Annotated in this window: 10 protein-coding genes; 3 read left to right on the top strand and 7 right to left on the bottom strand. The window is 67.2% G+C overall.

What is annotated here, in order from left to right:
- Positions 1 to 143 precede the first annotated feature (143 nt).
- The 3 genes from QZ609_RS19080 to QZ609_RS19070 all read right to left on the bottom strand — a co-directional run bounded on the left by QZ609_RS19080 (position 144) and on the right by QZ609_RS19070 (position 3,997).
- On the bottom strand, positions 144 to 1,361 hold the full coding sequence (locus QZ609_RS19080; protein ID WP_295498072.1) for a PilZ domain-containing protein: 1,218 nt from the start codon (positions 1,359 to 1,361) through the stop codon (positions 144 to 146).
- 97 nt (positions 1,362 to 1,458) lie between these two features.
- Positions 1,459 to 2,427, bottom strand: coding sequence for an alpha/beta fold hydrolase (locus QZ609_RS19075; protein WP_295498070.1), 969 nt, complete (start codon positions 2,425 to 2,427; stop codon positions 1,459 to 1,461).
- Between the two features lie 4 nt (positions 2,428 to 2,431).
- Positions 2,432 to 3,997 carry an NAD(P)/FAD-dependent oxidoreductase gene (locus QZ609_RS19070; RefSeq protein WP_295498068.1) on the bottom strand — a complete coding sequence of 522 codons (1,566 nt, stop codon included), beginning with the start codon at positions 3,995 to 3,997 and terminating at the stop codon, positions 2,432 to 2,434.
- Between the two features lie 344 nt (positions 3,998 to 4,341).
- On the opposite strand from QZ609_RS19070, the gene QZ609_RS19065 reads away from it, so the two are divergent.
- The gene (locus QZ609_RS19065) at positions 4,342 to 5,004 is read left to right on the top strand and encodes a TetR/AcrR family transcriptional regulator (RefSeq protein WP_295498067.1); all 663 of its coding nucleotides are present in this window, start codon (positions 4,342 to 4,344) and stop codon (positions 5,002 to 5,004) included.
- An 11-nt stretch (positions 5,005 to 5,015) separates the two neighbouring features.
- Here QZ609_RS19065 and QZ609_RS19060 read toward each other — a convergent pair whose 3' ends face one another.
- The 4 genes from QZ609_RS19060 to QZ609_RS19045 all read right to left on the bottom strand — a co-directional run bounded on the left by QZ609_RS19060 (position 5,016) and on the right by QZ609_RS19045 (position 9,860).
- Positions 5,016 to 6,236 (bottom strand): S53 family peptidase, encoded by a 1,221-nt coding sequence (locus QZ609_RS19060; protein ID WP_295498065.1) that lies wholly within the window; start codon positions 6,234 to 6,236, stop codon positions 5,016 to 5,018.
- Between the two features lie 212 nt (positions 6,237 to 6,448).
- On the bottom strand, positions 6,449 to 7,432 hold the full coding sequence (locus tag QZ609_RS19055) for a M14 family metallopeptidase (protein ID WP_295498063.1): 984 nt from the start codon (positions 7,430 to 7,432) through the stop codon (positions 6,449 to 6,451).
- Positions 7,433 to 7,467: 35 nt separating this feature from the next.
- Positions 7,468 to 8,805 carry an MFS transporter gene (locus QZ609_RS19050; protein ID WP_295498061.1) on the bottom strand — a complete coding sequence of 446 codons (1,338 nt, stop codon included), beginning with the start codon at positions 8,803 to 8,805 and terminating at the stop codon, positions 7,468 to 7,470.
- Between the two features lie 143 nt (positions 8,806 to 8,948).
- Positions 8,949 to 9,860: a LysR family transcriptional regulator gene (locus QZ609_RS19045; RefSeq protein ID WP_295498059.1), complete on the bottom strand. Its 912-nt coding sequence runs from the start codon at positions 9,858 to 9,860 to the stop codon at positions 8,949 to 8,951.
- A 139-nt stretch (positions 9,861 to 9,999) separates the two neighbouring features.
- Here QZ609_RS19045 and QZ609_RS19040 point away from each other — a divergent pair, with 139 nt between their 5' ends.
- A complete protein-coding gene (locus QZ609_RS19040; RefSeq protein ID WP_295498057.1) occupies positions 10,000 to 11,193 on the top strand; it encodes an NAD(P)/FAD-dependent oxidoreductase in 1,194 nt (397 codons plus the stop codon).
- Positions 11,194 to 11,202: 9 nt separating this feature from the next.
- Entirely contained in the window at positions 11,203 to 11,778 is a 576-nt protein-coding gene (locus QZ609_RS19035) for a hypothetical protein (protein WP_295498055.1), read from the top strand.
- Positions 11,779 to 11,811 lie beyond the last annotated feature (33 nt).

Below are 11,811 nucleotides of genomic sequence, written 5' to 3'. Positions count from 1 at the left end.
GGAATCATAATCCGCAGGTCCGGGGTTCGAGTCCCTGATTCGCCACCAAATACCAAAAAGCCCTGCTTCGGCAGGGCTTTTTGCTTTTCTGGCGCCGATCTTTTCTGGCGCCGATCAACCGGCGCGCCTCTGCCCGGCCCACCTCACATCAGCGCCAGGGTCTCCAGCACGAAGTCCTTGATATCCCGGCGCGTCTCTTCGGGCATCCGCGAGAATTCCAGGCCGTAGACAAACCGCGCGCCCTCCTGCCGCCGATTGCGCACCTCGACGGACACCGTGATGGGGCGCTCACGGTTGTCGATGGTCAGGTTGACCGTGAGCCTCGCGCTCTTGCCGACCAGTAGAAAATCCTCCTTCGCCGACACCCCCGCCCCGGTGGGGCTGACGTTCTCGACCCGCACGTCGACGGCGGCGCGCTGGTATTCGCCCGAAGACAGCTCCCCTGCAAACGCCGTGGCCACGCGCTGATATTTGCGAACCTGCGCCTGCGCAACCGCCTCCGGATAGCGCAGGAAATAGCACCCAAGCGGCCCCACCGCCTCCATCAGCAATGTGGTCTGGAACCTGAACAGCCGCGCCCCCGCGAACAGCCTGGCCTCGTAGGACACGCCAGCCGCCAGCGCATCTGCGTCGTCGGCACATTGCACGATCAATGCCTGCCCCGGAATCACGCCCACGAGTTCCACGCGCAATGCATCCTTGGTATCGGGCGTCATCAGATGGAAGAACTCCACCTTTTGCGAGAGATCGGGCAGCGCAGACAGCTTGATGGCGGCCTCTTCCACAGGCTCTGAAGCCGCGTCGTCCTGCACCTCGGCACTCATGGAGAGCGCCGGATTCTTTTCCTCGACAGGCACATGCACAGGCTTGAGCCCGAACTTTCCGGTACGGACGGTATGGCTCCGATAGCCGAGGCGATACAGGCGCTGCAGCAGGATATCGGACGTCACGACCTGCCCCTTCTGCAGCAGCAGGGTGCCGTCGGCGTTGTAGATCGCGAAGTCGATAGGCTTGTCAAGCCGGAGGTCACCGGAGGCGAGCTTGATGAGCATGATGGTTCTTGGACAGGGGTTGCGGACAGTCCACGTGAGCGCGAGGAGTGTGCCGTGCGCGCCGACCCGGCGCGATCCCTCTTGCGCGGGGAGCGCCGCCCGCCAGCCATCCACGAGGGGCGCTGAGGTGCAGAGGCGACCGTGCGAATGACGCCCAGCCGCCCGGCCACAGCCCCGCCTGGCAGCGCGTTGCGCAACAGGATTCCAGGGTTCTAACGGCAGCATCCGGAAAAACTTTGGCACACGCTTGCCCCCCACATGGATGGGGGGGCCGGCCAGTCGCTTGCCGGATGTGATCTTCAGGGCCATCCACCAGATGGCATCGCCAGATGCAAGAAGGCCCTGCGTCGGCAGGGCCTGCTTCTGTCCAAGGGCCCGATTGGCGGCGAAGCGCCGCGCCCGTCGATCAGCCGCCCTGCGCCTCCAGCATGGGCGCCTGCGCCGGCGCCGCGACGCCCGCCACCCAATCCGTCGTCAGCGCCGGCTGCGTGACGGGCAGCATGTGCCCGCCGTCCACCACGTGCAGGTTGACCCGGTCGAGCTTGCGCTTGAGCGCCTCGCCATGGCGCTTCCAGTTCAGGATACGGTCGCCCTTGCCGTACAGCACGTCGACGGGCACCGTCATCAAGGCATAGCGGCGCTCCATATCGGGCAGGTCCTGTGGCGCCGCCACCAGGTCGGACGATGCGGCGTAGAACACATGCGGGCGCAGCCCCATCAAGCCACCGCCCTTGACCGGGAAGTTCTTCGGCATGGTTTCGGGCGCGAAGACCGCCTCGATCGCCTTGCGCGAATTCAGGATCGACATGGGGATGGCGAGCGTCCACGACACCAGCCGGCGCACCAGCGGCGACGGTAGCGCGAGCCCGCTGAACGCGCCCGGCGGCGCGCTCTCTGCGTGCGTGAGCGGTGCAATCAGCGCCAGCCGGCGGATCGCCTGCGGATGGTTGAGCCCCACCGCCAGCGCAATCGCGCCGCCCAGCGAATGGCCCACCAGCACCGGCCGGTCCAGCCCGAGCCCCTCGATGAACTGCGCGATCGTGCGCGCCTGCGCATAGATGGTTGCAGGCGATTCCGCCCCGCGCGTCGAGCGTCCCGAGCCCGGCCGGTCGACCAGGATCACCCGGTGCGACTGCGCGAGCCGCTCCAGCTCCAGGTAAGCGAAGTTGCGCAGCTGCCCATACAGGCCGTGCACAAACACGATGGCCGGCCCGCTGCCTTGGTCGACGTAGTGCAGGCGGTCCGCGCCGATGTCGATGAACTTGCCTTCCGGCGGGAACGCCCTGGTGACGCGGCGCGCAGTGAAGGCCGTGAAGGCGACCGGCACGGCAATCACGATCACGATCACGATGGCATAGCAGACGGCGCTGATCATGGTGTCACCGGGTCTCGAAGGCAGGTTGCTGGGCGTCGACCGACGCGGACTGGCGGTGCTCGAACTGCATGGCGCTGTCGGAGAGCGCACCGAACTTCAGCATCATCAGGTCACGCGCGTAGTTCTGGTACGACTTCCACGGCTGCTTCGCGCCCTGCTTGGGCAGGATGCCGGCGGCGCGCTGGATGTAGCCCGAGGTCAGGTCGACGGCGGGTTCGCGCCCCATGGCTTCATCGTCCAGGCGCGGCACGCAGGTGTCGAAGCCATTGGCCTGCATGTGGTTGAGCAGGCGGCACACATACTGCGCGATCAGCTCGGCCTTGAGCGTCCACGACGCGTTGGTGTAGCCGAACGACGAGGCGAGATTCGGCACGCCGCTGTACATCATGCCCTTGTACGACACCGTCTGCGCCAGGTCGACCGGCCGGCCGTCGACGGAGATGGACGCGCCGCCCAGCACCTTGAGCTTGAGCCCGGTGGCGGTGACGATCACGTCGGCGTCGAGATGCTGGCCGCTCCCCAGCTGCAGGCCGGTGGGCGTGAAACGCGCGATCTCGTCGGTGGCGATGGAGGCGCGGCCGCTGCGGAGGGTCTTGAACAGGTCGCCATTGGGCACCAGGCATAGGCGCTGGTCCCACGGGTTGTAGCGTGGCGTGAGGTGCTTGCCGACGTCGAACTCGGGGCCCAGCTGCTTGCCCGCCATGCGGATGATGAACTCCTTGAACGCGCGCGGCTTACGGCGCGCCAGACCGTAGAAATACATCGTCAGCAACACGTTCTTGGTGCGCACGAGCCGGTGCGCTAGGCCCGATGGCAGCCAGCGGCGCAGCGTGTTGGCGACGGTGTCCTGCTCCGGCCGCGACACGATATAGGTGGGCGAGCGCTGCAACATCGTCACGTGTTGCGCGGTGTCAGCCATGGCGGGCACGAGCGTGACGGCGGTCGCACCGCTGCCGATCACCACCACGCGCTTGCCGGCATAGGACAGGTCGTTCGGCCAATGCTGCGGGTGGACGATGCGGCCGCTGAACTGATCCATGTCGGGCCAGGTGGGCGCGTGGCCTTTCTCGTAGTCGTAGTAGCCGCTGCACATGTAGAGGAACTTGCAGGTATAGCGCACCTCCTCCTTGCGTGCGCCGTCGCTGCGCAGCACGCGCACAGTCCAGCGGGCTGTGGCGGAATCCCAGCTGGCGCCCGTCACCTTGTGGTTGAAGCGGATGGTCTGGTCGATGCCGAACACGCGCGCGGTGTCGTGGATGTAGTCGAGGATGGTCTGGCCGTCGGAGATGGCCTTGTCGCTGTGCCACGGCCGGAAGCTGTAGCCGAGCGTGAACATGTCGGAATCCGAGCGGATGCCGGGGTAGCGGAACAGGTCCCACGTGCCGCCCAGCGTCGCGCGGCTCTCGAGGATAGCGAAGCGGGCCGACGGGCAGCGTTCGCGCAGGTGGTAGGCCGCGCCCACGCCGGACAGGCCCGCGCCGACGATCAGTACGTCGAAGTCCGTGTCCGCCGTTGCCTGGGGATTGCGGTTCGGAATGGCGTGCGCGTTGCGCTCGATCGTCGTCTCCATGCGGTCTCCTTGCTAGAGCGTGTTATGCACTTTTACGGGAGTGCGAACCCGTCCCAAAGGCCACAGGGCTAGGCGTAGCTGACGCTGCGTGGTTGTTCCACGCAAGGAAGCCACAACAACGCCATGTGGCCTTTGGGACGGGTTCCCTTCGGGTTGTTACCAAAACACGCGCTGGGGGCGTTACGGCCACCCAGCCCGCGTTTTGGTAACAACGCATCTCCCGTAAAAGTGCATAGCACGCTCTATGGCCGACACGGGGGTCGACGGCCCGGCAGATTTCGCCTTAAATGTGGTGTACTTCGTCACCACTTTAATTTTCAAGCGTCCTGTCGTCAAATAGCGCAATGGAGAAAACATTTGAAACGGACAAGATCAGCCGCCAGTCGGTCGGCCGACCCTATGGTGGTGTGGCGCCAGAAGCACGTGCTGCGGAGCGCCGTGATGCGCTGATCCGCGCGGGCACCCGTGTCTTCGGTACGGTCGGCTTTCGCAAGGCCACCGTGCGCGCGATCTGCCAGGAGGCGAAGCTCAACGACCGGTATTTCTATGCCGCCTTCGACAGCACGGAAGCGCTGCTGCGCAGCACCTACCAGCAACATGCGGAGGACTTGCGCGCACAGGTCTGGCAGGCCATCACAACGGTGGAGGGGGATTTGGAGGCACGCATCGATGCCGGCCTGCACGCGTTCTTCGCCTTCCTGCGCGACCCGTGCACGGCGCGCGTGCTCCTGCTTGAAGTGATGGGCGTGAGCCCCGAAACCGACGCGACCTACCAGCGCAACCTGCTCGAGTTCGGCAAGCAGATCATGGCGATCGCGCAGGTGCCCGGCACCGACGATGCCGAGGCGCGCGCCGACCAGCGCATCATCGGGCTCGCGCTGGTGGGCGCCATGACCAACGTCGGCGCCGCCTGGTTGCTGGGCGGCTACCGCGAGCCGGAAGCGAAGATGGTGCGCAACTGCCGGCAGGTGCTATTCGGCTCGTTGCAATCCCTGACCGCACGCTAGCGTCAACGGCACTACGGCAGCGCGACGAGTCCCTTGACCAGATTCGGGGCCTGCGGCGTGCCCAGCCCCGTCACGTAATCGTATCCGCCAGCCGCGTTGCAGACCGCGCCGCAACTGCCGTTGCTGCCGTTCGTCACGTCGTGATAGTCGCTGCCGTATGCCGATTTCCCAGCCGTGTACAGCGCGTTGTAGGTGCCGCTGAGTGCCGCCTTACCTGCAGCCTTGCGCAGCGAATTCGCGACCGCGACCAGCCCAGCCCACTGCGGCGCACCCGCGCTGGTCCCGCCCACCTGGAACCACCCGGATTGCCCCGCGTACGTGACCGAGTCATACACCGCGAAACCCGTGTTCGGATCGCCGTTGTAGCTCACATCCGGCACGCCCCGGCTGCCGGCGTACGGGATCGGCCACGTCGCCTGGCCGGACGGCTCCGGCTCGACTGCGCTCACGCCGCCTCCGCTGCCGCTCCAAGCGGTTTCGGTCATGTAGTTGCCATATGCGTCCACCGACAGGGTCGTGCCGCCAACCGACACCACGTACGGCGACGCTGCCGGATACTCGACGCCGTTGCCGCTGTCGCCCGACGATGCGACGAAAGTGACGCCTGCCTTGCCACTGAAGTGGCGGTCGAAACCGCCTTCGGCGCTGAATTCGTTGCCACCGAAGCTCATTGAGACGACGGATGCGCCATTCGCGACTGCTACGTCGACAGCCTTCATCAAGTCGTTGAAGCTGCTCGACGCCGCTTCAACCAGCACGATCTTCGCCTTCGGGGCGATCGCGTGCGCCCATTCGACGTCGAGCGACATTTCAAGCGACCAGCCAGCGTCGGTGTGCGGTTTGCTGCCGCTGGCGTAGAGCTTCTTGAAGCAACCGTTCGCAGTCGTACAGGCCGGCAGCGAAAAGGCGCTGCTGAAGACGCCGAGGTCGGACTCGATCTTCGGGTCGTCGTAGGCATCGACGATGGCGATCACCATGCCGTCACCCTGGTTGGCGATGCTGTCAAACCCGTAGGCGTGCCGAACGGTGGCTGGCGTCATGCCAACAACGGCAGCGCCGGCCTGGCTCGTCTTGCCGGTATGGAACGGCGGACGCGCATAGCCCTTCGGCGCACGCGTACCCTCGACATACGAGGCGGACGAATCGTCGGGCTGCGCGAGCACGATGCCGGAGGCGAACACCGGCACGCACGCGGCCGTAATCAATAAGGATGACAGGCGGTGGGTTTTCACGGTCGACGCTCCATGCCAAGGAAGGGATGACACGCGTCGATTCTAGGAGGCGGCGGCCATCTCTTGCATCAACCTTCCCGATGAGCCCGCCTCCGGAAAAACGTGGGGTATGCGTGTTGGAAGCCGCCCGCCGGAGCCAGCTACGCCACCGGGAATCCGCCGACAGCCATCCGCGTACGCAAACGATCAGCACCGCAAAGACTGCAACCGCTTCAGCCTGCCTCAAGCTGGCCCAGCCGCACCACCGTCACGCCCGGCGCCAGATGCCGCAGCGAGGGCTGCAACAGCACGCAGCGGTCATACGGTGTGGTGATGGTCGCGTCGCCATCGGTGGCGATGACGGAGCCCTGCCTGGCGATCAGCTCCATGCCGCGATAGTCCTCGGCAAAGCGGAAGTCCACGGACCGTGCCACCACCGGATGCGTCACGCGGATGCATTGCACGTCCAGCGGCGGCGCGATGCCAAGCCACGGTGAGACCGCGTCTGCATCGACGGTGCCCAGTGCCACCAGGAAGCGCGCGCTGGCATCGAGCGCCACGTCGCGGCTCACACGTTCGAAGTGCTGGCCGCATTCGATCAGCAACGCGTTCTTCGGGCTGTCGGCCTCGCCAAAGCCGGCGTAGTCGCGCAGGCGGCGGCCGGCGGCATGGCCGGCGTCGATCATGATGTGCGCCGGCGCCCCCACCTGCCGCGCGAATGCCACGCCCTTGGGCAAGGGCCCGGTCAGCATCAGCGGGGCGGCCTTCTCGTGCATCGAGTGGATGTCGAACAGGAAATCCACCGTGTCGATCACGGGACGCAGCGCGCGCGCACGGCGCAGCTCCAGCGTGTTGCCGGGGCCGTCGAGCTTGTCGGCAGACCAGACGCGGTTGAGGTCTTCATCGACGAAGCGCGTGGCGTCCGGGTCGGCCATGTCGAAGCGCTCATACGCCTCGACGTTGGCGAACGACAACGTCAGGCGCCCGCGCGCGGGGCACAGCCCTGCTGCCAGAAACGCATCCACCGCAATTGCCCCGCACAGCTCGTTGCCATGCGTGAGCGCGTTGATCATGACGTGCGGGCCGGCCACGCCGCTGTCGAAGGTGTGGACGTAGTCGATGCCATGGGTGCCGGCCTTCCAGCGGCGGATATCGGGTTTCTGCAGCTCGATCGGGTACACCGGCAGCGTGGCGCGCAGCGCCTCCAGAGTCATCATGCGAGATCCTTGCGAAATCGGAGAACAGGTTCGGCTCAGTGCGCCCGGCTGCGGCCGCGCAGCATCCACAACGACGCCAGGCTGATGAGCGTGGTCGCCAGCACGTAGAAGCTGGGCGAGGTCTTGATGTGCGTGACGCCGATCAACCACGTGACGATGAGCGGCGAGAACCCGCCGAAGATCGTCACCGACACGTTATAGCTCAAGGCCAGGCCGGTGCCGCGCGTGCGGGTCGGGAAGATGTCGGCCAGCAGCGCGGGCAGCGGCGCCAGGATCGCCGCCAGCAGCACGCCCACGATGGCCTGCATGACCAGCAGCGTCCAGAAGGTCGGCTGGGCGACCAGCGTGGCGAACATCGGACAGGTCGACACCGCGATCACCACCATCGCGGTCGACACCACGCGGATACTGCCGATGCGATCGGCCAGCAGCCCGAACAGCGGCGCCATCACCATCAGCATGGCGCCGGTGATCATGGTGCAGACCAGCGACGCGCTGGTGGCGATGTGCAGCTGGTTGATGGCGTAGGTCGGCATATAGACCTTCTGCACGTAGTTGAAGGCCGTGATGGCCACCACCACGCCCGCGCCGAGCAGCAGGCCGGGCAGGCCCTGCGTGAGCGTGTCACGCAGTGGCGAGTGCACCTTCGCCTGCGGCGCGCGTTGCGCCTCGGCCTGCAGCGCGACGAACTCCGGCGTCTCGGGCGTATGGCGGCGGATGTAGACGCCGATGGGGCCGATCAGCAAGCCGAACATGAACGCCGCGCGCCAGCCCCAGGCCTCCATCTGCGGCGTGCTGAGCACGTAGGTCAGCCACGCGCTCAGGCCGGCGGCGAGCAGCGTCGCCAACCCCTGCGTGGCGGCCTGCCAGCTGGCGTTGTAGCCCATGCGCTTGCCCTCGGCGTGCTCGATCATGAAGGCCGTGGCCGAGCCGAACTCGCCACCGGCCGAGAAGCCCTGCAGCAGCCGCGCGACGATCACGATGGCGGGCGACCACAGGCCGATCGCCGCATACGTGGGCGCAAACGCGATCATCGCCGTGCCGAGCATCATCAGCAGGATCGACCACGTGAGCGCCGCCTTGCGGCCGACGCGGTCGGCATAGCTGCCGAGCACCATCGAGCCCAGCGGCCGCATGATGAACGACACACCAAAGGTACCGACCGAGAGCATCAGCGAACTCCACGCATCGCCGGTCGGGAAGAACAGCTTGCCGATGGTGATGGCGAAATAGCCGTAGATCAGCAGGTCGTAGTATTCGAGCGCGTTGCCGATGCTGGCTGCCAGCACGGCGCGCCAGAGCGCGGGACGGCGTTGGCTGGCGGGCGCGCTGCGTGCGGTGGCGCCCTCGGCGTGGAGGGTGTTGGCTTGCATGGTTGTCTCCCCGTGTTCTGTGACGTACCGCCGGTTGGGTGAACTTGGCGGGCGAAGGATGCGAGGGAGTCTAGGGGCCGAGCGACAAGCGCCTTGTGCCGTTTTGGCACAAGCTTGGTCTTCTTTGCGCGGGGCCTTGGCGTTCAGGCGGCGGGGGTCTGCGCGTTGGCGACAGCCAGTTGCCAGACCTCGTCCAGCAGCGCGTTCTGGTTGCTGCGCACGCGCACCATGCTGATGTCGACGTGGATCTGCCAGCCGTCGCCGCCGGCCGGGCGCAGCGCGCCCACGTGCAGGTGCGGTTTGGCCAGTCGGTGCGGCAGCCACGCCATGCCAAAGCCGCGCAGCGCCATCTCCTCCACTGCCTCGTAGAAATCCGCCTGGAACACGGGCTGCAGATAGGCCTTGCGGTCCGCAGCCGCCAGGTGGGCGTCGAGCATCTGGCGCAGCGTGAGGCCGCGCGCAAACGCCAGCCACGGCAGCGGCGCGGCGGCCGTTCCCGGCAGCGTGAAACGCGGGCGGCCACGCTTGTCGGGCGCGCTCACCGGCACCAGCGTTTCGCTACCGAGCCGGCAGGCGTCGTACTTGCGCGGGTCCAGCAAGGCTTCGGCCTGCGGGCTGGCATAGGCGATCAGCAGGTCGACCGTGCCATCGGCCAGCGCCAGCACGCCTTCCTGCGTGCCGCCGGTCGTCACGCTCAGCGGAAACACGCCACGCTGCCGGGCCAGCGCTTCATACCAGCCGGGGACGAAGGTACGCGCCAGCGTGCGCCCGGTGCCGATCTTGAGCGCCACCGGCAGTTGCGCCTCGCGCAGCAGCAGGCGCGCATCGTTGAGGCCGTCGACGGCATTGGCCGCCGCATCCAGGAACAGCCGGCCCGCCGGCGTGAGCGTGACGGGATGCTCGCTGCGCTCGACCAGCGCGGTGCCCACCCAGGCCTCCAGCGCCTTGATGCGCCGCCCGAAAGCGGGGTGCGTGACGTTGCGGTTGTGCGCCGCGCGGCTGAAGCTGCGCGTCTTCGCCAGCTCCTTGAAGTCTTCCAGCCATTTGATCTGCATGCGCGCGCCCAGTGTGTTGGGAAGATCGACGGTGCCGCATTATCCCGTACGGCCCCCGCGCCCAGGCGGTCCGCGCGAACGGCCTTAACAAGCGTGCCGTATCGTTATCATTTCGGATCACACCATCCGCCACGCCTCCATGACCGCCCCCCGCCCGCTGCGCATCGGCATTGCCGGTGCCGGCAACGCCGGCCTCGCCGCCGCCATCGCCTTTGCCCGGCAAGGGCACGACGTCCTCGTCTTTGAAAAGCACTCGCAACTGACCGCCATGGGCGCGGGCCTGCTGATCCAGCCACAGGGCATCCGCGCGCTGGCAGCCTTGGGCGTGGGCCGCGAACTGGAAGGCTTTGGCGCGCCGATCGATCGGCTGGTGGGCCTGAGCCATCGCGGCTGGAAGCTGCTCGACATCGACTTCGCCAACGCGCCGGGCCGCGCCGTCACGCGTGCGGCGCTGTCGTCGATGCTGTTCGAGGCGGCACAGCGGGCCGGCGCGCGCTTCGCCTTTGGTTGCCCGATCCGCCAGTTGCATCGGGATGGCGCGCAGGCACGGGTCGAACATGCCCACGGCGAATCACACTTCGACCTGTTCGTCATTGCGGATGGCGCAGCCTCCTCGCTGCGTGAGCAGGCTGGCTTGGCCGGCCCATCCAGCGCCTACCGCTGGGGCACACTGTGGTTCCAGGCGTGGGTGGACGATTGGAACGCATGCGTGCTGCAGCAGCGCTTTCGTGGCACGCGCGAGATGATGGGCCTGCTGCCCACCGACGTCGACGGCCGCCGCACCCGCCTGTCGATGTTCTGGAGCCTGCGCGGCGACACCCTGGAAGCCTGGCGGCAAGTCGATATCGCGCAATGGAAGCAGCACGTGCTAAGCCTGTGGCCGCAAGCCGCGCCGGTGGTCGCGCAGATCCGCGCGCACGACGACCTGCCCTTCGCCGTCTACCGCCACACCTGGCCGCGCGCGCTGGCCCGGCCGCCCTACTGCGTGATCGGCGATGCGGCCCACGCCATGAGCCCGCAGCTCGGGCTGGGCGCCACGCTCGCCGCGCAAGACGCGCTGGCGCTGGCCACCGCCGTGCAGGAACACGGCGCGACCAACGGCGCCCTTGCCTACCACGCGCGCCGGCTGCGCACCGTGCAGGCCTACCAGACGCTCAGCCGCGCGCTCACGCCGTGCTTCCAGGCGCAGTACGGTGGATGGGCGCGCGACGCAGTGTTCGCCACTGGCCTGCGTCTGCCCGGTGTGGCTTGGCTGATGAAGCGCAGCCTGGCCGAGTCGCCCGTGCGTGAAGCCACCGCGTCCGCCCGCGCGAACGAAGAATCCCAGGCATAGACCATCACGATGTCCCTGCTCCGCACGTTCCTTCCGGAACACCAATTCAGCGAACAGCACCAGATTCGCATCGCCGCCGCACCGGGCCGCGTGCTCGACGTGGTCCCACAACTCGACGTTCACGATTTTCCGCTGGCGAAGCTATTCCTGCGCCTGCGCGCGGTACCCGCACAGGTGGCTGCGCTGATGGGCCGACAGGCCACACGGCGCATCGACGCCGGCTTCGGGCTGCACGACTTCACCGCGCTCGGCCGCGATGGCGATCGCGAGTTTGCCCTCGGCCTGGTCGGCCGCTTCTGGGAGCCCGCCGGCGGGCTCATCCGCGTGGAGGCGAACGATTTCCGCAGTTTCACCGCGCCGGGCGTCGCCAAGCTCGTGATGACGTTTGTCGCTGAACCGCGCGAGGCCGGCACGTTGCTGACCACACGCACCGATATCTTTTGCCCCGACGCAGCCACCCGCCGCCGGTTCACGCCGTACTGGCTACTGATCCGCATCCCCAGCGGCCTGATCCGCCGCATGATGCTGCGCCGGATCAAGCAACTGGCGGAGGGCGGCGACCTGCCGCTTACACGTCCAGAATGACCAGCGTGCCGCGGCTGCCTGCGTCCACGCTGT

This window comes from uncultured Ralstonia sp., assembly GCA_913056305.1.
Taxonomy (GTDB): domain Bacteria; phylum Pseudomonadota; class Gammaproteobacteria; order Burkholderiales; family Burkholderiaceae; genus Ralstonia.
The sequence above is the reverse complement of the archived record's forward strand: the minus strand, read 5'-3'. Positions and strand labels throughout refer to the sequence as shown.